The organism is Pseudomonas orientalis, assembly GCF_002934065.1.
GTDB lineage: Bacteria > Pseudomonadota > Gammaproteobacteria > Pseudomonadales > Pseudomonadaceae > Aquipseudomonas > Aquipseudomonas orientalis_A.
The window spans coordinates 774798-796949 of record NZ_CP018049.1 but is presented as its reverse complement, the minus strand read 5'-3'; the positions used below and the strand labels follow the sequence as shown (position 1 = coordinate 796949).

Below are 22152 nucleotides of genomic sequence, written 5' to 3'. Positions count from 1 at the left end.
TGTACGTGGGGCACCTTCGGGTGCGCTGGTTTTCCTATTGACCGGTCTGCTAACCCGCGTACAGCTGCCACCTCACGTTTAGCAGCGTTGGTGGTCGCTCCCTTGTTCAATAGGAGTTACACCATGACCAAAGCACTCCCCGATCCACCCATGGATTGCCTCGTCGTCAATGAAGAACTCAGCTTCGAAGACGCCCAACTTTACATTTCCCATCTGATCCACAGCGCATCGGCCACGGTGTGGGACTGTTGCGATCACCTGCAACCCCACGACCGCGCAAGAATCCATGCCGCATGGCACTTGCTGGAGATGGCCAAAACGGTGGTAAACCGCACCATCGAGTGCATGCCACGAACCTGAAAACACTACAAAACCAATGTGGGAGGGGGCTTGCCCCCTCCCACATTCCAGATAAGGCGGCGTTGCTGGCATTTGGTCATGGTTTGTAAAGGGCCAGCAAGCCGTGTCCCTTTAAATTGCAGGACATTTCCGAGACAATCCCCGCCGCCTTGTGCCTGTTGGAATCGATGGCTAGTCTTCGGTCCGTCACTGAAATTCAGTGATCGGGTTTAGTCGCCCGGACTCTAATCAGGCGCATGGTCCTCCATGATGTTTTATGGTGGCTGTGCGCAGGGCACCCTCGGGTGCGCCGGATTTTCCTGATTAGCCGGTCGACTAACCTGCGTACAGCCGCCACCCTTCGTTTAGTCGCGACTGGGCCGGCTTCTGACTTAATCAGGAGTTACACCATGACCAAAGCACTGCCCGATCCACCCATGGATTGCCTCGTCGTCAATGAAGAACTCAGCTTCGAAGACGCCCAACTCTATATTTCCCATCTGATCAACAGCGCATCGGCCACGGTGTGGGACTGTTGCGACCACCTGCAACCCCACGACCGCGCAAGAATCCATGCCGCCTGGCACTTGCTGGAGATGGCCAAGACCGTGATAAACCGCACCATCGAATGCATGCCACGAACCTGAAAACACTACAAAACCAATGTGGGAGGGGGCTTGCCCCCGATAGCGGTGTATCAGCGACAGACAGGCTGGCTGACACACCGCGATCGGGGGCAAGCCCCCTCCCACATGAATCACGATCATCGTCCTGACCTGAGTCTCAGCCAACCAGGGTATGTCGCTTGCCGAACACCGCCACACTCGCCACGCCCACCGCCCCCATCACCAAGCAATACCCCACACAAATCCACGGACTGGTGGGCATTAACGCAATCAGCAGCAGTGGTGTGGTACTCGCCCACAGCGCGTAGGCAATGTTGTAGGTGAAGGAAATCCCCGACACCCGCACCTGCGCCGGAAACAGCCCGACCATCACCGAGGGCACCGCGCCCACCACCCCGCAGCTCAAGCCGGCCACGGCATAGGCGGCGCCCAGCCAGACCCCGCCGCTGATCAGGCTGGCATACAGGATAAACACCCCCACCGGCAGCAGCAGGCTGTAGACCAGCACCGCGCGCCAGGCGCCGATGCGGTCCACCAGCAGGCCGGCCAATACGCAGCCGATGTTGAGAAACACAATCCCCAACGCGCTCAAGGCGAAGGTGTGGCTGGGGCTCATGCCGAAGGTTTTCTGCATCATGGTCGGGGTGATGACCACCAGCACCACCACCGCCGACGTCAGCACGCACGTGAGGATCATCGCCGGCAGCAACACGGCGCGATGGTCGCGCAACACGGTGCGCAGTGGCAGTTCGGCAGCAGCCTGGCGGCGGGCCTGCATTTCGAGGAATACCGGCGTTTCGTTGAGCCAGCGGCGCAGCCATACGCCGATCACGCCAAACACGCCGCCGAGCAGGAAGGGGAAACGCCAGGCATAGTCGAGAATCTCGGCCGGCGTGAAGACCTGTGCAAGCAACGTGGCCGTAAGCGCGCCGAGCAAGTAACCGAACGTCAGCCCGGCCTGCAGGAACCCCAAGGCATACCCACGATGACTGCGCGGGGCATGTTCGGCGACGAAGGTCCAGGCGCTGGGCACTTCACCGCCCACGGCGGCGCCCTGCAATACGCGCAGCACCAGCAGGATCAGCGGTGCGAAATAGCCGATTTGCGCGTAGGTCGGCATGACTCCGATCAGCAGGCAGGGCAAGGCCATCATCAGGATGCTCAAGCTGAACACGCGCTTGCGTCCCAAGTGGTCGGCAAAGTGCGCCATCAGGATGCCGCCCAGCGGGCGCGCGAGGTAGCCGGTGACGAAGATGCCAAAACTTTGCAACAGGCGCAGCCATTCGGGCATTTGCGGGGGGAAAAACAGTTGGCTGAGGGTCAGCGCGAAGAACACGAAGATAATGAAGTCATAGATCTCCAGGGCGCCACCGAGGGCGGCCAGGCCCAGGGTTTTGTAGTCGGAGCGGGAGAAACGCTGCGCCTGTGAAGAAGCGGTGGCAGTCATGTGCATGCTCGGCAGACAAACAAAATGGCGTGCAGATTATGAGCTGAACCGGATGATGGCAATCGCGGTGGATATATTTGTTTTACTCATTGATCGATGAAGATAACTACATTCCCAAATCAATGAAGGTAGCGGAACATGCCGCAAAACTGACGCGCCTGTCGTTGCAACAGGCGCAGTTACGAAGATTCACCGTCATACCGGACGAGCCTCAGCCAATACCTTCGCACGAAACTTCGGCGGTAAATCGGCAGGTGTCAGCAGGTCCACGCTGACTCCCAGTAGATCCTCGAGCTCCACTTGAAGCCCCCCAAGATCAAAAAGGGTGGTTCCCGGTGGGGCGTCAACCAGAAGATCAAGGTCACTGCCTTCCTGATCGGTCCCCATCAACACAGATCCAAATACTCTCGGATTGGAGATGCGAAAACGTCCCACCACTTCTCTGACGGCTGCTCGTTGTAAATCAAGGGCGGTTGAAGGCTTCACGGTTCACCTCGGTGACATCCATTAGAAGACAAGTCTAGCAGCGCTCACCCTGAGTAGACACGCTCCCCTTCAAACCGCTGTCTTCGTTCCGTCACATTGCATTGCTACCGTCCTGCGAAACATCTTGCAACACCTCGCCAAGGACTCCCGCGCAATGAGTGACGAGCACGTAGATCGCCCTTCCACAGATTCCGTAGGCCAGGCGCCGGCTGACAGCAGTCGCCGGCGGTTCCTGGGGGGCGCTGCGGTGCTGGGGGTGGGCGCGACCCTGAGTGCCTGCGGCAACACCGGCGAAGCACCGGAAAAACCGGCGGCGCGGCCGCTCACAGCGCTGGAGCTGGACAAGGCCCTGCGCGACCAGGTGAAAACGGTCGTCGTGATTTACGCGGAAAACCGCAGTTTCAACAATCTGTTCGCGGATTTCCCCGGGCTTGAGAAACCGCTCTCGGCGCTTTCCACCACGGATTACCAGCAACGCGACCGCGATGGCAGCGTATTGCCCGCCCTCCCCCCGACCTGGGGCGGCGTGCTACAGGTCGGCCCGCAAAGCGTGGATGGGGTGACCTACCCGAGCGCCGTGCAGTTCCAGGAAAACCTGCCCAACGCGCCGTTCGCCCTCAAGGGCCCGAATGCCGAGGACTTGCCCCTGAGCCTGGTGACCCGTGACTTGTGGCACGTGTTCTATCAGAACCAGATGCAGATCAACGGCGGCAAGAATGACGGTTTCGTGGCCTGGGGCGATTCCGGTGGCCTGGTGATGGGCCATTACGCCCAAAGCCGTTACTCCCTGCGCCTGTGGGACGTCGCCCGGGAGTTCGTGCTGTGTGATAACTTCTTCCAGGGCGCGTTCGGCGGCTCGTTTCTTAACCATCAATACCTGATCAGCGCCACCGCGCCGACCTATCCCAACGCGGCTCAATCAGTGGCCAAGGCGCAGATCGCCACGCTGCAAAGCGACGATCCCAGCGACCCGCGCCTGAAACCCTTGGACAGCTCGCCGGCCAGTGCCCTGACCGGCCCACCGCAGTTCGGCCCCAGCGCCTTGACCCCGGACGGTTACGCGGTCAACACGCTGGCCCCGCCCTATTGGCCGACCTGGATCCGCGACCCGCAAAACCCCGATTACTCCAAACCGGACCTGCCCAACGTGCTGGTGCCGCAAACCCATGAACACATTGGCGACAAGCTCTCGAAAAAGAACATCGACTGGGCCTGGTACGCCGGCGCGTGGCAGGCCACCCTGGACCAATTCAAGGATTCGGGCGGTATCCCCAAGATTCCGAACTTCCAGTATCACCATCAGCCGTTCAACTACTTCAAGCAGCAGGGCCCCGAGAACCGTGCGGAACGTGACAAACGCCTGCGCGACGGCGGCCTGGGCGATGAAGCGAGCACCAACACATTCTTCGCCGACGCCCAGGCGGGCAAGCTCCCTGCGGTTACTTTCTACAAGCCTCAGGGCAACCTGAACATGCATGCCGGCTATGCCGATGTAGCCTCGGGCGACCGCCACATCGTGCGTGCCTTGAAGGTGCTGCAGGAAAGCCCGCAGTGGAGCAACATGGTGGTGGTGGTGACCGTCGATGAAAACGGCGGCTGGTGGGACCATGTGGCACCGCCCCAGGGCGACCGCTGGGGCCCGGGCACGCGGGTACCGGCGCTGGTGGTGTCACCGTTTGCGCGCAAAGGCACGGTTGACCACACGGTGTATGACACCGCCTCGATCCTGCGCCTGATCACCCGTGTGTTTGAGTTGGAGACGCTGGACGGCCTCAAGCAAAGAGACGACGCGATGCGCGCGCGCGGCCAGAAGCCCATGGGGGATTTGAGCGACGCCTTGCAGTTCAGCGTTTAGCTTCACTTATCCAATCGCGACACCCGCTGCGATTTAGCACGCGGTTTTCCTGGTCAACCGCTACTGTGTGAAGGTGGGCTTTCATCCCGCGCAGACGGGCTTTCGCTGACAAGGAATCAACTATGTTCAAACCAACCACGCTGGCCTTGACCCTGGCCGCACTGCTGGCCAGTGCGGTCGTACAGGCCGACATCGAAGTGCCGTTGGGCAACACGCAACGTGTTACCCGGTTATTCGCGTTTCCCAACAACTGCAACGTGATCTGTTTTCGGCCCTGGACGCTGGAACAGACCGCCGAGCACTATTTGAACCAGAGCCTGCAACGTGACGGCTACAGTCGGGCCAAGGTCAGCGTCAAGGTCCATGATGACCAGGTCGCAGCGAGCTTCAGTGGCGTACCGGACGGTTACGGCCAGCCCCTGACGGCCCTGCTCAACACCGCTGACCTGGCTTACCAGGGCGCCAGCCAGCTCAACACCGACGGCAAGTGGGCCTACAACTGGTACCTGTTCCTGCCGCTGGGCATGGCTCTGGAAAACCGCAAAAGCATCGAGCTGCTGCACTTCCCGCCGGATTATTCGCTGACCCAGGCCCAGGATTACCTGGAATCGGCCACCACCGACCGCTGGGCGACCTTGCTCACCAGCAATGGCATTCCTGCCGGCGAAACCCCGGCCTACCAGACCATTATCGATATCGCGCCCATCGCCGCGCCGTCCAATGCGGGCAAAGACCTGGAAGCGGTCTACAGCTATTTCACCGACTACCAGACCCGCATGGTCAAGGAGTTGAGCTTGCGTCCCGACGGTGCGTTGCCGATGGTGGCCTTCGGCGCGCCGGTGCGCAGTTGGATCAAGCAACAATACGGGCAGACCGTGGCGGTACTGGGCCTGGCGCAGATCAGCCCGGAGCCGGGCAAGCCGGTGTGGGTGCTCGGCGCTAACCACCCGAGCTACATCTGGTACGCGGCCAGCCCGGACACCTATGACGGCAATGAGCAAAAAGCCGATGAGGCCGGCCTGAAAGTGATGGGCCAGGACCTGAGCGCAGCCTGCTGGCAAGCCGGCATGGGCCAGAAACCCGCCAGCGACGCGAATGTGTTGCTCAAGGCATGCATGAACACCTGGCAGGTCACGCGCAAAGAGCAGACCTGCGAGTTGTTCTATACCTCGGTGCGCGACCTGACGGCGGAGCAGGCCAACGCCAAATGCGCCACGCCCACCCTCAAGGAACAGTTGAAACAACTGCGCAGTCCCGCGCCGCTCCCCTCTCTCGCGCCACCCGCGCTGTAAGCCGTGGCAACGATTTCTACTGTCAGATTTGACAGTAGAAATCGTCGGCGACTTGGGCGAGTCTTGGGCAGCACCCGTTTACTGCAAGAGATTGGCCGTCAGTTAACGCCCGCAGTTCCATGCAGCCCTAGGAGGAGAGTGATGAAAACTCGCGCCAGGGATAAGGCTGAAGCGGCTGTGTTTGACAGCCTTTACCCGTTCAAGACGCTGGGTGTCGACCAGGGTTACCCCTCAAGCGAACACTTCCAGGTCGTGCAAGGCACTCAGGGGACGCCCGCCGTCATCAAGGCCCGCGTCGCCTTCGGCAAAGGCGTGCGCATCGCCAGGATTTGCGGGTATGCCGTCAGCGAACGCCGCCGGCATACGCTGCAGCTATCGCCACGCATTCACTTGTACGACGCCTGGTTCTGCGGCCTGCTGCAGCACTCGTGCAGCCCAAACGTGTTCCTGGACACCACTTACCTGGAACTGTGGACTGCACAGCCCGTCCCTGTCGGTACCGCGTTGACGGTTGATTACGCCGCAACCGAAGACGCGCTGTTCCGGCAGTTCGGCTGCCATTGCGACGAGCCGAACTGCCGGGGCTGGATCACCGGCAGCAAGGAGCCGTTGAACGCCGAAGGCCAGGCCTACATGGCCTGGTGGCGCGAGCATCAACGGTCTTAGGCTTCGCCCAGCGGCCGCAGACGGTACTGCGGCGGCAGTTGCTCGAAGCCACTGATGGTGGTGTTCAAGCTCTTCCAGCGACCATCCTTGATGCCGTAGATGCAGCCATGAATCGACAGGCTCTGCCCGCGATGCCACGCGTTCTGCACAATGCTGGTATGGCCGACGTTCGCCACCTGCTGAATCACGTTCAGCTCGCACATACGGTCTACCCGCTCTTCTTCGGTGGGCAACTGAGCCAGCACGTCGCGATTCTCGTAGTAGAGATCACGAATGGTGCGCAGCCAGCCATCGATCAGGCCGAACTGGCGATCCTGCATCGAGGCACGCACGCCGCCGCAGCCATAGTGACCGGTAACGAGGATGTGTTTGACCTTGAGCACATCGACGGCGTACTGGATCACCGACAGGCAGTTGAGGTCAGTGTGCAGCACCACGTTGGCCACATTGCGGTGCACGAACAGATCACCGGGCAGCATGCCGACGATCTCGTTGGCCGGTACACGCGCATCGGAACAACCGATCCACAGGTATTCCGGGGTTTGCTGGCGGGCGAGCTTGGCGAAGAATTCGGGATCTTCCTGTTTGATCGCATCCGCCCAGCGTTCGTTGTTGTCTAGCAGGTCTTGTAGTTCGTTCATCAGGGAAAGCCTCAGGAATGATGCGCAGTTTTGTGACTGACAAGCCCTCGTCCGGGTCACGCGTGGCGCAAATTAGCTTGAATCTTTGGGGCACACAGCCTGTCCACTCACTATAAGCCCCACAGTATGAGGATTGGCCATGACTGAATCACGACGTCCCTACGACGCTGCGCAGCCCGAACCGATTGATGATAACGAAGACCGCATGGGTTCGATGCGCGAGCTGGATTTTGATGAAGAAGACCAGACGGCCCAGATCGGCGATGAAATACCGCGTGACGAGCGCGAGCACCTGATGCCCGAAGAGCGGGTGCGCGAAGCCGGCATGACCGGTGCTTCGACGGATGATCATGAGTCAACCGATGACGATATGAGCCCGGAAACCCTCATCCATGAAGACGGCGCGCGGGATGCGCGGGAAGCCGGTGAAGACAGCGCGGCTGACTATGATCTGAGCGTTGTTGGTGAAGAGGATATCGGCGGCGGAAATGGCCTGGACGAGGCCGAACTGGCCGACCTGGACCCGCTTAACGGCAAGCGCTGACACAACGCAGTTCAACATGTGGGAGGGGGCCTGCCCCCGATGGCAGTGTGTCAGGTGCTTATCTGTCACTGATACACCGCCATCGGGGGCAAGCCCCCTCCCACATGGATTTCGGTGTTCAGTCGACTAACGTACAGGCTATGACGACCGCATATTCACAGCCGGGTAATAATCCCGCCGGCGCCCCATCTGGCCCGCCCAACGGCAAGCGCTGAGACAACGCCGTCAAATGTGGGAGGGGGCTTGCCCCCGATAGCGGTGCGTCAGGCGCTTATTTGTCACTGATACACCGCCATCGGGGGCAAGCCCCCTCCCACATGGATTTAGGTGTTCAGTCGACTAACGTGCAGGCCATGACGACCGCATATTCACAGCCGGGTAATAATCCCGCCGGCGCCCCATCTGGCCCGCCCAACGGCAAGCGCTGAGACAACGCCGTCAAATGTGGGAGGGGGCTTGCCCCCGATAGCGGTGCGCCAGGCGCTTATCTGTCACTGATACACCGCCATAGGGGGCAAGCCCCCTCCCACATGGATTTCGGTGTTCAGTCGACTAACGTACAGACCATGACGACCGCATATTCACCGCCGGTTAATAATCCCGCCGGCGCCCCATCTGGCCCGCTTACCGGCAAGCGCTGACACAACGCGGTCAAATGTGGGAGGGGGCTTGCCCCCGATAGCGGTGCGTCAGGCGCTTATTTGTCACTGATACACCGCCATCGGGGGCAAGCCCCCTCCCACATGGATTTCGGTGTTCAGTCGACTAACGTACAGGCTATGACGACCGCATATTCACAGCCGGTTAATAATTCCGCCGGCGCCCCATCTGGCCCGCTTACCGGCAAGCGCTGACACAACGCGGTCAAATGTGGGAGGGGGCTTGCCCCCGATAGCGGTGCGTCAGGCGCTTATTTGTCACTGATACACCGCCATCGGGGGCAAGCCCCCTCCCACATGGATTTAGGTGTTCAGTCGACTAACGTGCAGGCCATGACGACCGCGTCTTCGCGGCCGCCCACAGCAGGGTAGTAATCCCGGCGACGGCCAATCTCGTTGAAGCCATAGCGCTCATACAGGCGAAACGCTCCGGTATTGCTGTCCCGCACTTCCAGGAAACACTCTCGAGCGTTGGCTGCGTAGGCGCGTGACATCAGATGTTCCAGCAACGCCAACCCCAACCCTCGCCCCTGGTTCTCCGGCTTGACGGTGATATTCAACAGGTGCGCCTCATCGAGGATGATCTGTACCACGCCATGCCCCACTTGCTGCTCGCCTTCGAACATCAGCCAGATCTGGTATTTGCCCAGGCCGTCGAGAAAGATGCCACGGGTCCAGGGGTGGCTGAACGCTGCGTATTCGATCTTCAGCACGGCGTCGAGGTCGGCCTCGGTCATCGGGCGAAAGGATAAAGCCTCACTCATCGGTTGTTTTCCAGCGCGCCATCAGCCGGCGCATGGCTTGCCAGACATCAGCCTTACGCTGTGGCTCTTCCATTAATAATTCCAGGCCCGGCAGCGCCCAGACCGAACCCAGGCCCTCGACCTGCAGTTCGCGGTACCAGGCTTCGGCATTGGCTTGACCGGCAAAGCGCACGGCGGGCAGGCCGATCAGCCACAGGCAGACGCAAGGTTCGTCTTCCAGGCGTGCCGAGACAAAACTCTGTACAAAATCCCGCGCGGCTTCCGGGCCCTGGTCCATGGTGCCGCGCACCAACAGCGGCCAGCGCACCGGGTCGCCGACGATTTGCGGGCTGTCGGGCAGGCCGGCGGCGCGCAGCATATCCTTGAGCAGCAGGTAAGCGGGGTCGCGCGACTGGAAACGTTCGCCGGTGGGCAATTCCACCAGCAGCAGGCAACGGCCCGCGCGCAGCAGTTGCAGGGCAAAGCGTGGCGGCGGCACCACCGGGGCCTTGACCACCGGGGCCGCCTCCTCGGCAACCACCGCCTTGACCACAGGTGACGGGCGCGGCACCTCGATTTTCGTGCGCTCCACCGTCGCCCGCACGTCGGGCAAAGGCTTGACCACCGCAACCGGCGCGGCGGCCTCCTCGCCTGAAGGCTCGAACGCCTCATAGGGCTCAGGCACCTGCAACAGCTCGGGCCGCGAGGGCGCGGCAAACGGCAGTTCGGTGCGGGGCAGCCAGTTGACCACCTGCATGGCGCTCAAGTAAGCGCGACGTCGGGACTCGATAAGCACAGCTCGGCCACTTGTGGATAACTAAAGAGCGGGGATTCTACCGCTGTTCGGCAACAATCGCCCACTGCACACTGACCGGCTGTGGATAAATCCCGCGCCCGATGCAGTACAATCGCGACTTTTAATCGCCAACCAGCCGGCCATTCCCATGATCGAACCCAAGCGCGTCCTGCGCGCCCTCGCCGAACACTGGGCCTTACTTGAGCCACTGTGCGAACACTTCGACCAAGGCACCCTGAGCCTGAGCGAACTGCGCGCGCAACTGGCCGCCCAACAACTGGACAGCACGCCCCAGGACATCACCAGCCTGCTGGACGTGTGGATTCGCCTGGATATCCTGGTGCCTGTCGCCAAGAGCCCGAACCGTTTCGAGCTCAATGCGCAGATCCACGACTTCCTGGCTTATCTGCGCAAGGAGCACCGGCTTGGCCTGTGCCTGGAAATCGAAGCCTACCTGCGCCACCTCGAGCGCCTGGCCGGTTATATCCAGGACGCCTTCGACATCCGCGATGGCCACGACCTGGCCCGCCAACTGCGCCTGCTGGACATGCGCGTGCGCGATGTGCTGAAAAAACTCGCCAACGACGAACAGGCCCTCGCGGCCGTGGCTGACCGCGCCAAGACCAGCGACCGCCAGATCCCGTTGCGCCAGCGTTACGCCGAGGTGCTGGCAACCTGGGACGAATACGTCGAACCGATGATCCAGCTGGTGAACGCCGACGGCGCGTTCGAACAAGGTGTGCGCAAGGTCGAGAACGTGCTGCTGCGCCTGCTCACCGAGCAGCAGCGCCTGGGCCAGTTGGTGGACGACGACATGCTGTTGCGCACCCATGCGCGCATCCTCGAGATGCAGACCAGCGCCCAGTTGACCTTGCGCCATGCGCGCGAGCTCTTGTTGCCGCTACGCGAAGAAGCCCGCCGACACAATGCCGTGACCCGTGGCGCGGCGCTGGCCCTGTCGGCGATCCGCCGCAAAGGCCTGGACGCGGTGCCGCAGGCCGCCATGCCGCTGTTCACCCGCCCGCAAAGCACCTTCCTGGGTAGCGCGAGCCAGGTGGAAGCCTATGTGTATGCCCTGGCCAATTTCGAGCCTAAACCGGCGCGCTTCCCCAAGGCGCACAAAACCCACAAGGGCGAAGCCCAGCGCGCGCCGCGAACGGTCAAGGAAATGCTCGAGCGCTGCGAAGACGCATTGCCGATGCCGGACCTGATGACCTGGCTGCTGGAGCAGGAACCGGACGGCGCCACCGACGAGTTGCTGTACTGGTTCTCGCGGCTCTCGCGGGAAAAACGTTTCAAGCGCGAACGCCTGGAGCGCCGCGACTATCACACACACGAGCACCAGGTCAGCCTGCGCTCCTTCGCCCTGCTCCCGGCCGGCGTTGACGCCACCGAGAATTCTGCGAGCACGCCTTATGCATCTTGATCTATCCGAACTGTCCCAGCTGGCGCCGATCTTTCGCGAGCTGTTCAAGGGTTACCACGTCAGCCGTCGCGACCCGGAGCTGTACGCGCAGCTGTCGAACTTCCAGGACCAGTACCGCACGCTGTTCAAGGCCCTGGGCTTCGAGCTGGTCTGCGATACCCGTGGTTTCTATTACTTCGTGCCGGATTCGGCCATCGCCAGCGCGCAGGTGAACAAGACCGCGCAGCGTCTGGCCCTGTTCACCTTCATCCTCGTCGAGCACCTGGCCGACCAGGGTCGCGACCCGGTCGCCGTGCTCGATGGCGGCAGCCTGGGCCGCGATGAGCTGCCGTCGTTGCTGGAAAAGTACCGCGACCTGTTTATCCAGGCCGAAGTGCAGACCCAGGAAGAACTCGAAGAAAAAATCATGCGGCGCATGACTCAGTTGGGCTTTGCCGGCGAAGACAATGGCATCTATCGCTTCCTGCCGCCGATGCATCGATTCCTCGACGTGTGCCTGTCGGTGCAGCAGGACCGCGATCTCGCCGCCAGCGTGCACAGCGTGTTGCCGCTGCCGGTGCCGGTGATCATCGACGCAGACAGCGATGAAAAACTGCTGGAGACCGATGACCCGCTGGACCTGAGCGACTTCGCTGAAGAAAGCGAAGAAGACGCCCTCGCCCGCGCCATTGCCGAAGAACAGGAGACCGACGCATGAGTAAGGAACGCTACGGCATACGCCGCTTCGCCCTGTTGAACACCGCCGGCTACAGCCTGGGCTTGTTCCCGCTGGAAGAGCCGCTGTCGGTGTACGGCGCGAACAACCTGGGTAAATCCGCGTCGATCAACGCCTTGCAGTTCCCGATCCTGGCGCGCATGTCGGACATGAGCTTCGGCAAGTACACCCTGGAGCAATCGCGGCGCTTCTATTTTGCCACCGACACCAGCTACATCCTGGTAGAAGTCTCGCTGCCTCACGGCCCGCATGTAATCGGCGTGGTCGGGCGCGGCCCGGGCGGTGGCTTCGGTCACCAGTTCTTTGCCTACGCCGGCAAGCTGGACCTGGCCCACTATCAGAAAAACGACACCTGCCTGCGCCAGAAAGAACTGTTCACCAACCTTGAGCGCGAAGGCCTGAAAGCCTATGAGCTCAAGCCCGATGAACTGCGGCGCTTGCTGGTGGGCGGCCATACGTCGATTCCGCTGGACCTGACGCTGATTCCCCTGCGTTCCACCAGCGAACAAAGCCTGAAGACGTTCCGCGCGCTGTTTATCAACCTGTTGCACATGCGCGAAATCACCGCGGCCAAGCTCAAGCAATTGTTCCTCGATGCGTTCGAACACAGCCTGCGCTCCGGCAGCGTCGATTACATCGCCGCGTGCGAAGAAGCCTTCCGCGATGTGCGGCGCATGGAGCAGGACTACCATTCGCTGGTGGCCGCCGGGCCGTTGGTCGAAGCGCTCGCCAATGGTGTGAAACAGCGCGATATTTTGCGCGGCAAATTGCATCGCCTGTCGCCGTTGCTGGATTCGCTGCTGGGCACCTGGTCGGACTACGCCAGTGCGCGCAAGGAAGAGCTGACGATCCAGGCCGAGCACTATCGCAACGAGCAGGATGCGCTGCAGCACGACCAGCGCGGCGGCACCCAGGAGCTGATGCGCCTGGAGCGTGAGATCAGTGGCATCCAGCGTTGGTTGGGCGAGCTGTCGGTGCTCAAGCATCGCTTTGCGCTGGTCGATGATGTGAGGGTTTTGGAGCAGCAGCTGCTCGCGGCCAAGGATGCTCACGACGAATTGGCGGGCGCCCTGGCGCAATCCCGGCAATTCAGCGCCGAGGATTTGGACGAGCGTCTGCGCGACCTGGAAAAACGCTTGAAGTCGGTCAAGCAGCAGCTGGACCACGCGGACAACAACAGCTACGCCAAGCTGCGCGAAGAGTTTTCGCAGCAGGACGTCGAGCGCCTGATGCGCCTGTTCAACAGCTCGTTGTTCAGTCTGCCGCTGGGCGAGCACGGCATCACGCTGGACGAGGACGGTCAGTGGGTCAAATCCCTGGAGCAAATCCTCGATGGCTTCAAGGGCGAGCGTTTCGAGGTGCCGGGGCTGTCCATCGACATCTCGCACATTGAACCACCGGCGTTGCAGGCGCTGGCCGATCGCGCGGCACTGCGCGATCAGAAAGAGCGTCTGGAAAAAGAGCTCAAGCAACTCAAGACTCAGCAAGCCGTAGCCTCCGACCGCGCCGCGAGCAAGACCCAGACCGAAGCGCTGTACCAGCAGGTGCTCGACGCGCAGAAGGCGCTGGAGGATTTCCGCCGTGCGCAAACCCTGAGTGCGGAAGAAGGCGAGAAGCTGGAACACCTGGCGCAGATGGAAGCGGCCCAGGACGAACTGAAGCGCTCCAGTGATGCGTTCACCGAACGCGTCCAGCAGCTGTCGGCCAAGCTGCAACTGGTCGGTCGCCAGATCGGTGATATGGAAGCCAAGCAACGCACGCTGGACGACGCCTTGCGCCGTCGCCAGCTGTTGCCGGCGGACCTGCCCTTCGGCACGCCATTCATGGACCCGGTCGACGACTCCATGGACAACCTGCTGCCGCTGCTCAACGATTATCAGGACAGCTGGCAAGGTCTGCTGCGCGCCGATGGCCAGATCGAAGCGCTGTATGCGCAGGTGCGCCTCAAGGGCGTGGCCAAGTTCGACAGCGAGGATGACATGGAGCGTCGCCTGCAACTGCTGATCAACGCCTATGCCCACCGTACCGACGAGGCCTTGACCCTGGGCAAGGCGCGCCGCGCGGCGGTCACCGATATTGCGCGGACCTTGCGCAATATCCGCAGCGACTACGACAGCCTGGAACACCAACTGGCGTTGTTCAACCGCGAGATCAACAAGCGCCAGGTCTCCAACCTGCAGAGCTTTCGCATTGTGCTGGCACCGAACAAGGAAGCTCTCAAGCACATCGACCAGATCATCCACAGCGCCGGTCAGTATGAAGAAGGCGAGACGTTGTCGGTGTTCGACCTCAGCCAGAGTGCCGAGCAGGACAACAAGAACGAAGAAGCCAAGGAATACCTGGCCCGCCTCGTCGCAGCCAACCATAACCAGCTGGGCCTCAAGGATTTGTTCGAACTGGCGTTCGAGATCACCAAGGTCAACGGCCAGCCGGTGATTCATACCGATATCGATGGCGCCGCGTCCAACGGCACCACCATGACCATCAAGGCGCTGACCAACATGTACTTGTTGCTGCACTTGATGGACCGCGAACAAGCCGGGCGTGTGCGCTTGCCGTACTACCTCGATGAGGCAGCGGATATCGATGAGAAGAACCAGGCCGCGTTGCTGGAAACCAGCCTGCAGCTGGGTTTCGTGCCGATCCTGGCCAGTGTGAAGCCGCAGGTGTCCGCCCAGGTGGCGATCGATCTGGAAGGCGGCAGCGGGCCGAACGGGATCTACATTGATGAGGCGGACTGGAAGTATATCCGTCGACATGATGCGGTGAATGCCACGATTAACGTGCAGGCGGATGAGCCGGAGCTGGATGAAGTCTGACGTGTAGCGCTGAAAGGCAAAAAGGCCGCGATCTTCTGGATAGCGGCCTTTTTTGTGGGCTGGCGTTTTGTGTTGGATTTGAGGGCCTCATCGGGGGCAAGCCCCCTCCCACATTTTGATGTGTGAATACATTCAAAGTGTGGGAGGGGGCTTGCCCCCGATGGCCGCGCCTCGGTCTACTTGCCCAGTGGAATCTTGGGCGCCCAGGTCAGCCACTCATCCTCGAACTTGTCGAACAGCGCAAAGGTCTGCTGCGGCCGCGCCGGGTTGCCCATGCGTTCGCCATCAGGGGTGGCAAAGGCAATACCGCCGGCCACCAGCGTCTCCAGGGACTCGGTCCGCACCGTCGCGCCCTTGAACAAGCCGAAGTCGAGCCCGAAGCCGCTGGTGTTCCAGAAGCGGCTGCCGCTGCGGACCAAGGGTGCATATTTGGGTTCGATGAGGATATGCACCAGGACACGGTCGGCGGTCTGCCCCAACTCATAGCCGGTGACTTTGCCCACGGTGACTTCACGGTAGGTGACGGGCACGCCTTCCTTGAGCGAACCACGGCGCGCGGCGCTGAGCGTCAGTCTTAGGCCAGCCTCCTGATGTGCGGCCTCAGGCGGTTGCGCAAGGGCGACAAAACTCTTCTGCGGGCCGGCGTTTTTCGCCGCCGGTTGCACTTCGATGTACTGCCCGGTGACCAGGGTCTGCAGGTTCGCCGTCTTCATCAGGCCCAATTCAGGTTTGACCACCCAGAACTGACTGCCCACCCGTGCAATGCGGTCGGCCACTTGAGTGATACGCGCGCTGAGCAGCACTGATTGCATGTCCGCACTCAGGTCCACACTTTCGATCTTGCCCACGTCCAGGCCTTTGAAGCGCACCGGCGTGCCAGGGCTCAAGCCGTCGGCGCGGTCAACCTTGATGGTGACCAGCGTGCCGTGCTGATTGGCAGCGTCGCGATCGGCAAACAGGCGGAAACGCGGGATGTGCCTTTTCAGCGGTACGTTCGGTTCCGGCGTTTCAAAAGCAATACCACCGGCCATCAGGCTGGCCAGGGATTCACTTTTCACCTGGATACCGCTGGTCAGCCCACCAGTGAGGGTGACACCGCTGGCATTCCAGAAACGGGTCGAACCGTTGACCAGGCTTTCATACTCTTTCTCGATGTGAACACCGATCACCAACTGCTTTTTCTTGCGTGAGAACTGGTAGCTCTGTACCGAACCGACCTTGACCTGCTTGTACAGAATCGGGCTGCCGACATCCAGCGAGCCCAGGTTGTCGGTGAGCAATACCATGTGCAGGCCCGGGGAGCGCAGGTCCAACGGTGGCGCCTTGGCGCGAGCCACGTATTCACGTTGTGGCGCGGTGCCCTTGTCACCGGGGCGGATGGCGATGTAGTTGCCTTTGACCAAGGCCTCCAGGCCGGTGATGCCGGCCAGGGAGATGGACGGTTTGACCACCCAGAATTGCGTGTCCTGCACCAGATAGTCTTCGGCCAGGGGGTCGAGGGTCAATTCAGCGCTGGCACTGGACAGGTCCGGGTCGATCTTCAGGGTTTTCAGGCTGCCGACCTCGATACCCTTGTACATCACGGGCGTACGACCAGCCTGCAGGCCTTCGAAATCAGTGAGCTTGACCTTGACCTTGATGCCCGCGGCGGCGGCGTCGAAATCCTCGTACAAGCGGAACGGCAGGCTCGGGTCGGTTGGCGGGCTGTCCTTGCGATTTTCCGGCGTGGCAAAGGCGATACCGCCGGCAACGATGCTGGAAAGCGATTCGCTGCGAACCTTCACACCCGACAGATTGGCGTCGATGCTGATGCCGCTGGCGTTCCAGAAACGCGTGTGTTTGCGCACCAGGTTGGCATAGGTCGGTTCGATATAGACCTTGATCTCGACGGTACTGTGGTCCTCGGACAACAAGTAGCTTTTGACCTGCCCCACCTGGATCTGCTTGTAGAACACCGGGCTGCCCCGGTTCAGCGAACCCAGGCGATCAGCCTTGAGCGTCAGGTGCAGACCAGGCTTGGCATCGGATAACGGCGGCTCCTCGGAGAGCGCCTTGAACTTGCGGGTCGGCTCACCATCCCCCGGGCTTGCGGCGATATAATTACCCGACACGAGGGTTTCCAAACCAGTGATACCGGCGAGGCTGACGCTGGGCTTGACCAGCCAGAAGCGAGTATTGGTCCTGAGGTATTGCTCGACGTCCTTGTTCATCTCGATGGTGGCAATCACCCCGCGATTGTTGCCTTCGTCATCCAGCGCCAAGGCTTTGACCTTACCCACCGTCATGCCTTTGTAGACCACCTCGGTCTTGTTGACTTGGATGCCCTCGCCGCTTTCAAAGCGGACCTGGATCTCGAGACCTTGCTGGGAGTAGGCACGCCAACCCAGCCAGCCACCGATGATCAGGGCAATCAGCGGCAGCACCCAGATGGCCGACCAATTGGATGCAGGGCGGGTTTTAGCTTTAGGCAAATCACTCATGGTCGTCATCCGACTCCGTGTTATCCCAAATCAGTCGGGGATCGAAGGTTACTGCGGCAAGCATCGTCAAGATCACCACACTGGCGAACGCTGCAGCGCCGAGATTGGCCTCGACACTGGCAAGTCGCCCAAAGTTTACGACCGCCACCAGGATGGCGATCACGAAGATATCCAGCATGGACCAGCGACCAATGAATTCGATAAAGCGGTACATGATAATGCGTTGTTGCGCGGACAACGGCTGCCGGCGCTGTACCGAAAACAGCAGCAGGCCGATGCCCACCAGCTTGAACGTGGGCACCAGGATACTGGCGATGAACACCACGGCGGCAATGGGGAACATGCCGTGCTGTACCAACTGGATCACGCCGGACATGATGGTGCTGGGGTCGCCCTGGCCGAGGGAGTTGACGGTCATGATGGGCAGCAGGTTGGCGGGGATATACAGGATCGCCGCCGTGATCAGCAATGCCCAGGTACGTATGAGGCTATTGGGGCGACGTGCGTGGATCAGCGCACCGCAACGGCTGCAGAGTTGCTCATCGGCGTCCGCTTCCTGCTTGTTCAACTCATGGCATTCCGTACAAACCAGAATGCCTGCATCAATCGCCCGCATGGTCATCCTCTCCCGACAACGCCTGCCAGATCTGATGGGGTGACATCACCACCTCGAGCAGGACCTGGACCATTAAAAGACTGACAAAGCACGCCAGGCCCAGGCCGAGCGTAATGGAGGCCATGTCCGCAAGCTTCACAAGCGCCACCAGGACGCCCATCAAGTAGACCTCCAGCATCCCCCAGTCTTTCATATGGTGGTAGATGCGGTAGAACAGCAGTCCATAACTGCGACCGATGTTCCAGCGAATGCTGAGCAACACAGCCAACTGGCACAGCAATTTGAGCAGGGGAATACCCATGCTGCAAAGGAAAACCACGATGGCAACCCCTTGCATACCGGTGTTGAACAGGCCGACCACGCCGGTCCACACGGTGTCCTCTGAGGACTGCCCGAGTAGATTGAGCTGCATGATGGGTAAAAAGTTCGCGGGTATATACAGCAATAATGCTGCCAGCACCAGGGCGAGGCTTCGCTCGACGACATTGTGCCGGTGCGCGTACAGCTCGTAGCCACAACGCGGGCATTCAGCTTTTTCACCAAGGGCGAGCACGGGCTTGCGCATCAGCAGGTCGCACTCATGGCATGCCACCAAGTCATCCAGCGGTAAGTCCGACACCTCAAGGGCATCAACCGGATCCGGCATAAATAGGGCTCTGGCTCTAAAAAAGGTTAGGTGCCTATTCTAGTGGTCTGGTTCAGAAATAACTGTGCAAATTTGTCAGGCGCAATACTTTTCGAGCGCCCAAAACAAAACCCCAACTGCTTTCGCAATTGGGGTTTCGGAATTTAATCTTGACGATGACCTACTCTCACATGGGGAAACCCCACACTACCATCGGCGATGCATCGTTTCACTGCTGAGTTCGGGATGGGATCAGGTGGTTCCAATGCTCTATGGTCGTCAAGAAATTCGGGTACTGAGTCGTGACCAGATGGCCTCGCTTCAGCAAATTGGGTATGTGATAGTTTTCGGTGTTTTGTGAGCGTCGAACTTTCGGTTCATCTCGTCTTCACACACCGCAATCTGATGCTCGTTAGAGTAGTCAAATTGCTTGGGTGTTATATGGTCAAGCCTCACGGGCAATTAGTATTGGTTAGCTCAACGCCTCACAGCGCTTACACACCCAACCTATCAACGTCGTAGTCTTCGACGGCCCTTCAGGGAACTCAAGGTTCCAGTGAGATCTCATCTTGAGGCTAGTTTCCCGCTTAGATGCTTTCAGCGGTTATCTATTCCGAACATAGCTACCCGGCAATGCCACTGGCGTGACAACCGGAACACCAGAGGTTCGTCCACTCCGGTCCTCTCGTACTAGGAGCAGCCCCTCTCAAATCTCAAACGTCCACGGCAGATAGGGACCGAACTGTCTCACGACGTTCTAAACCCAGCTCGCGTACCACTTTAAATGGCGAACAGCCATACCCTTGGGACCGGCTTCAGCCCCAGGATGTGATGAGCCGACATCGAGGTGCCAAACACCGCCGTCGATATGAACTCTTGGGCGGTATCAGCCTGTTATCCCCGGAGTACCTTTTATCCGTTGAGCGATGGCCCTTCCATACAGAACCACCGGATCACTAAGACCTACTTTCGTACCTGCTCGACGTGTCTGTCTCGCAGTCAAGCGCGCTTTTGCCTTTATACTCTACGACCGATTTCCGACCGGTCTGAGCGCACCTTCGTACTCCTCCGTTACTCTTTAGGAGGAGACCGCCCCAGTCAAACTACCCACCATACACTGTCCTCGATCCGGATAACGGACCTGAGTTAGAACCTCAAAGTTGCCAGGGTGGTATTTCAAGGTTGGCTCCACGCAGACTGGCGTCCACGCTTCAAAGCCTCCCACCTATCCTACACAAGCAAATTCAAAGTCCAGTGCAAAGCTATAGTAAAGGTTCACGGGGTCTTTCCGTCTAGCCGCGGATACACTGCATCTTCACAGCGATTTCAATTTCACTGAGTCTCGGGTGGAGACAGCGCCGCCATCGTTACGCCATTCGTGCAGGTCGGAACTTACCCGACAAGGAATTTCGCTACCTTAGGACCGTTATAGTTACGGCCGCCGTTTACCGGGGCTTCGATCAAGAGCTTCGCGTTAGCTAACCCCATCAATTAACCTTCCGGCACCGGGCAGGCGTCACACCCTATACGTCCACTTTCGTGTTTGCAGAGTGCTGTGTTTTTAATAAACAGTCGCAGCGGCCTGGTATCTTCGACCGGCATGAGCTTACGGAGCAAGTCCTTCACCCTCACCGGCGCACCTTCTCCCGAAGTTACGGTGCCATTTTGCCTAGTTCCTTCACCCGAGTTCTCTCAAGCGCCTTGGTATTCTCTACCCAACCACCTGTGTCGGTTTGGGGTACGGTTCCTGGTTACCTGAAGCTTAGAAGCTTTTCTTGGAAGCATGGCATCAACCACTTCGTCATCTAAAAGATGACTCGTCATCAGCTCTCGGCCTTAGAATCCCGGATTTACCTAAGATTCCAGCCTACCACCTTAAACTTGGACAACCAACGCCAAGCTGGCCTAGCCTTCTCCGTCCCTCCATCGCAATAACCAGAAGTACAGGAATATTAACCTGTTTTCCATCGACTACGCTTTTCAGCCTCGCCTTAGGGACCGACTAACCCTGCGTCGATTAACGTTGCGCAGGAAACCTTGGTCTTTCGGCGTGGGTGTTTTTCACACCCATTGTCGTTACTCATGTCAGCATTCGCACTTCTGATACCTCCAGCAAGCTTCTCAACTCACCTTCACAGGCTTACAGAACGCTCCTCTACCGCATCACTTACGTGATACCCGTAGCTTCGGTGTATGGTTTGAGCCCCGTTACATCTTCCGCGCAGGCCGACTCGACTAGTGAGCTATTACGCTTTCTTTAAAGGGTGGCTGCTTCTAAGCCAACCTCCTAGCTGTCTAAGCCTTCCCACATCGTTTCCCACTTAACCATAACTTTGGGACCTTAGCTGACGGTCTGGGTTGTTTCCCTTTTCACGACGGACGTTAGCACCCGCCGTGTGTCTCCCATGCTCGGCACTTGTAGGTATTCGGAGTTTGCATCGGTTTGGTAAGTCGGGATGACCCCCTAGCCGAAACAGTGCTCTACCCCCTACAGTGATACATGAGGCGCTACCTAAATAGCTTTCGAGGAGAACCAGCTATCTCCGAGCTTGATTAGCCTTTCACTCCGATCCACAGGTCATCCGCTAACTTTTCAACGGTAGTCGGTTCGGTCCTCCAGTTAGTGTTACCCAACCTTCAACCTGCCCATGGATAGATCGCCCGGTTTCGGGTCTATTCCCAGCGACTAGACGCCCTATTAAGACTCGCTTTCGCTACGCCTCCCCTATTCGGTTAAGCTCGCCACTGAAAATAAGTCGCTGACCCATTATACAAAAGGTACGCAGTCACCCAACAAAGTGGGCTCCCACTGCTTGTACGCATACGGTTTCAGGATCTATTTCACTCCCCTCTCCGGGGTTCTTTTCGCCTTTCCCTCACGGTACTAGTTCACTATCGGTCAGTCAGTAGTATTTAGCCTTGGAGGATGGTCCCCCCATATTCAGACAAAGTTTCTCGTGCTCCGTCCTACTCGATTTCATGACTAAGAGATTTTCGCGTACAGGGCTATCACCCACTATGGCCGCACTTTCCAGAGCGTTCCGCTAATCTCAAAGCCACTTAAGGGCTAGTCCCCGTTCGCTCGCCACTACTAAGGGAATCTCGGTTGATTTCTTTTCCTCAGGGTACTTAGATGTTTCAGTTCCCCTGGTTCGCCTCTTACGCCTATGTATTCAGCGTAAGATAACCATCTTATGATGGCTGGGTTCCCCCATTCAGACATCTCCGGATCAAAGTCTGTTTGCCGACTCCCCGAAGCTTTTCGCAGGCTACCACGTCCTTCATCGCCTCTGACTGCCAAGGCATCCACCGTATGCGCTTCTTCACTTGACCATATAACCCCAAGCAATCTGGTTATACTGTGAAGACAACATTCG

General features: G+C 59.5%; 17 protein-coding genes and 2 rRNA genes. 9 read left to right on the top strand and 10 right to left on the bottom strand.

Going from position 1 to position 22152, the window contains the following annotated elements:
- Nucleotides 1–123 precede the first annotated feature (123 nt).
- Both BOP93_RS03430 and BOP93_RS03425 read left to right on the top strand, forming a co-directional pair.
- Nucleotides 124–360, top strand: coding sequence for a hypothetical protein (locus BOP93_RS03430; RefSeq protein WP_065888068.1), 237 nt, complete (start codon nucleotides 124–126; stop codon nucleotides 358–360).
- Nucleotides 361–749: 389 nt separating this feature from the next.
- Nucleotides 750–986 (top strand): hypothetical protein, encoded by a 237-nt coding sequence (locus BOP93_RS03425; protein ID WP_098949640.1) that lies wholly within the window; start codon nucleotides 750–752, stop codon nucleotides 984–986.
- A gap of 136 nt (nucleotides 987–1122) precedes the next feature.
- On the opposite strand, the gene BOP93_RS03420 is transcribed toward BOP93_RS03425, so the two are convergent.
- Together BOP93_RS03420 and BOP93_RS03415 are read right to left on the bottom strand one after the other, a co-directional pair.
- Complete coding sequence (locus tag BOP93_RS03420) at nucleotides 1123–2412, bottom strand: MFS transporter (RefSeq protein WP_104501556.1); 1290 nt, start codon at nucleotides 2410–2412, stop codon at nucleotides 1123–1125.
- Between the two features lie 195 nt (nucleotides 2413–2607).
- The gene (locus tag BOP93_RS03415; RefSeq protein ID WP_104501555.1) at nucleotides 2608–2898 is read right to left on the bottom strand and encodes a nucleotidyltransferase family protein; all 291 of its coding nucleotides are present in this window, start codon (nucleotides 2896–2898) and stop codon (nucleotides 2608–2610) included.
- Nucleotides 2899–3052: 154 nt separating this feature from the next.
- Between BOP93_RS03415 and acpA the strand changes: the two genes are divergently transcribed.
- From acpA to BOP93_RS03400, 3 genes are all read left to right on the top strand, one after another.
- On the top strand, nucleotides 3053–4753 hold the full coding sequence (gene acpA, locus BOP93_RS03410) for an acid phosphatase (protein WP_104501554.1): 1701 nt from the start codon (nucleotides 3053–3055) through the stop codon (nucleotides 4751–4753).
- 122 nt (nucleotides 4754–4875) lie between these two features.
- A complete protein-coding gene (locus BOP93_RS03405; RefSeq protein WP_104501553.1) occupies nucleotides 4876–6045 on the top strand; it encodes a hypothetical protein in 1170 nt (389 codons plus the stop codon).
- Between the two features lie 141 nt (nucleotides 6046–6186).
- Entirely contained in the window at nucleotides 6187–6711 is a 525-nt protein-coding gene (locus BOP93_RS03400) for an SET domain-containing protein-lysine N-methyltransferase (protein WP_104501552.1), read from the top strand.
- On the opposite strand, the gene can is transcribed toward BOP93_RS03400, so the two are convergent.
- Nucleotides 6708–7352: a carbonate dehydratase gene (gene can, locus BOP93_RS03395; protein ID WP_003188288.1), complete on the bottom strand. Its 645-nt coding sequence runs from the start codon at nucleotides 7350–7352 to the stop codon at nucleotides 6708–6710. The two genes, BOP93_RS03400 and can, sit on opposite strands and share 4 nt — an antisense overlap.
- 139 nt (nucleotides 7353–7491) lie before the next feature.
- On the opposite strand from can, the gene BOP93_RS03390 reads away from it, so the two are divergent.
- The gene (locus BOP93_RS03390) at nucleotides 7492–7896 is read left to right on the top strand and encodes a serine kinase/phosphatase (protein ID WP_065932465.1); all 405 of its coding nucleotides are present in this window, start codon (nucleotides 7492–7494) and stop codon (nucleotides 7894–7896) included.
- 970 nt (nucleotides 7897–8866) lie between these two features.
- On the opposite strand, the gene rimI is transcribed toward BOP93_RS03390, so the two are convergent.
- Together rimI and BOP93_RS03380 are read right to left on the bottom strand one after the other, a co-directional pair.
- Complete coding sequence (gene rimI, locus BOP93_RS03385; protein ID WP_003188286.1) at nucleotides 8867–9319, bottom strand: ribosomal protein S18-alanine N-acetyltransferase; 453 nt, start codon at nucleotides 9317–9319, stop codon at nucleotides 8867–8869.
- On the bottom strand, nucleotides 9312–10055 hold the full coding sequence (locus BOP93_RS03380; RefSeq protein WP_104501551.1) for an energy transducer TonB: 744 nt from the start codon (nucleotides 10053–10055) through the stop codon (nucleotides 9312–9314). Before BOP93_RS03380 ends, rimI begins: the two co-directional genes overlap by 8 nt.
- 187 nt (nucleotides 10056–10242) lie before the next feature.
- On the opposite strand from BOP93_RS03380, the gene mksB reads away from it, so the two are divergent.
- The 3 genes from mksB to mksF are packed head-to-tail and all read left to right on the top strand — an operon-like array spanning nucleotide 10243 to nucleotide 15054.
- Complete coding sequence (mksB, locus tag BOP93_RS03375) at nucleotides 10243–11520, top strand: Mks condensin complex protein MksB (protein WP_065932467.1); 1278 nt, start codon at nucleotides 10243–10245, stop codon at nucleotides 11518–11520.
- Entirely contained in the window at nucleotides 11510–12217 is a 708-nt protein-coding gene (gene mksE, locus BOP93_RS03370; RefSeq protein ID WP_065891759.1) for an Mks condensin complex protein MksE, read from the top strand. The genes mksB and mksE overlap by 11 nt, the downstream gene beginning before the upstream one ends.
- Nucleotides 12214–15054: an Mks condensin complex protein MksF gene (gene mksF / locus BOP93_RS03365; protein ID WP_104501550.1), complete on the top strand. Its 2841-nt coding sequence runs from the start codon at nucleotides 12214–12216 to the stop codon at nucleotides 15052–15054. Before mksE ends, mksF begins: the two co-directional genes overlap by 4 nt.
- Nucleotides 15055–15230: 176 nt before the next feature.
- On the opposite strand, the gene BOP93_RS03360 is transcribed toward mksF, so the two are convergent.
- The 5 genes from BOP93_RS03360 to BOP93_RS03340 form a co-directional block, all read right to left on the bottom strand.
- On the bottom strand, nucleotides 15231–17534 hold the full coding sequence (locus BOP93_RS03360; protein ID WP_104501549.1) for a PqiB family protein: 2304 nt from the start codon (nucleotides 17532–17534) through the stop codon (nucleotides 15231–15233).
- Nucleotides 17527–18150 carry a paraquat-inducible protein A gene (locus BOP93_RS03355; RefSeq protein WP_104501548.1) on the bottom strand — a complete coding sequence of 208 codons (624 nt, stop codon included), beginning with the start codon at nucleotides 18148–18150 and terminating at the stop codon, nucleotides 17527–17529. Before BOP93_RS03355 ends, BOP93_RS03360 begins: the two co-directional genes overlap by 8 nt.
- On the bottom strand, nucleotides 18137–18796 hold the full coding sequence (locus BOP93_RS03350; protein ID WP_104501547.1) for a paraquat-inducible protein A: 660 nt from the start codon (nucleotides 18794–18796) through the stop codon (nucleotides 18137–18139). The genes BOP93_RS03355 and BOP93_RS03350 overlap by 14 nt, the downstream gene beginning before the upstream one ends.
- Nucleotides 18797–18943: 147 nt before the next feature.
- Nucleotides 18944–19059: ribosomal RNA gene (rrf, locus tag BOP93_RS03345) — 5S ribosomal RNA — on the bottom strand.
- 157 nt (nucleotides 19060–19216) lie between these two features.
- Nucleotides 19217–22108, bottom strand: a 23S ribosomal RNA gene (locus BOP93_RS03340).
- Between the last annotated feature and the right edge of the window lie 44 nt (nucleotides 22109–22152).

Coding starts and splice junctions, on each gene's coding strand:
- mksE (WP_065891759.1), top strand. CDS start 11,510: ATGCATCTTGATCTATCCGAACTGTCCCAGCTGGCGCCGATCTTTCGC.
- BOP93_RS03355 (WP_104501548.1), bottom strand. CDS start 18,150: ATGCGGGCGATTGATGCAGGCATTCTGGTTTGTACGGAATGCCATGAG.
- acpA (WP_104501554.1), top strand. CDS start 3,053: ATGAGTGACGAGCACGTAGATCGCCCTTCCACAGATTCCGTAGGCCAG.
- BOP93_RS03350 (WP_104501547.1), bottom strand. CDS start 18,796: ATGCCGGATCCGGTTGATGCCCTTGAGGTGTCGGACTTACCGCTGGAT.
- BOP93_RS03425 (WP_098949640.1), top strand. CDS start 750: ATGACCAAAGCACTGCCCGATCCACCCATGGATTGCCTCGTCGTCAAT.
- BOP93_RS03360 (WP_104501549.1), bottom strand. CDS start 17,534: ATGAGTGATTTGCCTAAAGCTAAAACCCGCCCTGCATCCAATTGGTCG.
- BOP93_RS03420 (WP_104501556.1), bottom strand. CDS start 2,412: ATGACTGCCACCGCTTCTTCACAGGCGCAGCGTTTCTCCCGCTCCGAC.
- rimI (WP_003188286.1), bottom strand. CDS start 9,319: ATGAGTGAGGCTTTATCCTTTCGCCCGATGACCGAGGCCGACCTCGAC.
- BOP93_RS03390 (WP_065932465.1), top strand. CDS start 7,492: ATGACTGAATCACGACGTCCCTACGACGCTGCGCAGCCCGAACCGATT.
- mksF (WP_104501550.1), top strand. CDS start 12,214: ATGAGTAAGGAACGCTACGGCATACGCCGCTTCGCCCTGTTGAACACC.
- BOP93_RS03405 (WP_104501553.1), top strand. CDS start 4,876: ATGTTCAAACCAACCACGCTGGCCTTGACCCTGGCCGCACTGCTGGCC.
- BOP93_RS03400 (WP_104501552.1), top strand. CDS start 6,187: ATGAAAACTCGCGCCAGGGATAAGGCTGAAGCGGCTGTGTTTGACAGC.
- can (WP_003188288.1), bottom strand. CDS start 7,352: ATGAACGAACTACAAGACCTGCTAGACAACAACGAACGCTGGGCGGAT.
- mksB (WP_065932467.1), top strand. CDS start 10,243: ATGATCGAACCCAAGCGCGTCCTGCGCGCCCTCGCCGAACACTGGGCC.
- BOP93_RS03380 (WP_104501551.1), bottom strand. CDS start 10,055: ATGCAGGTGGTCAACTGGCTGCCCCGCACCGAACTGCCGTTTGCCGCG.
- BOP93_RS03430 (WP_065888068.1), top strand. CDS start 124: ATGACCAAAGCACTCCCCGATCCACCCATGGATTGCCTCGTCGTCAAT.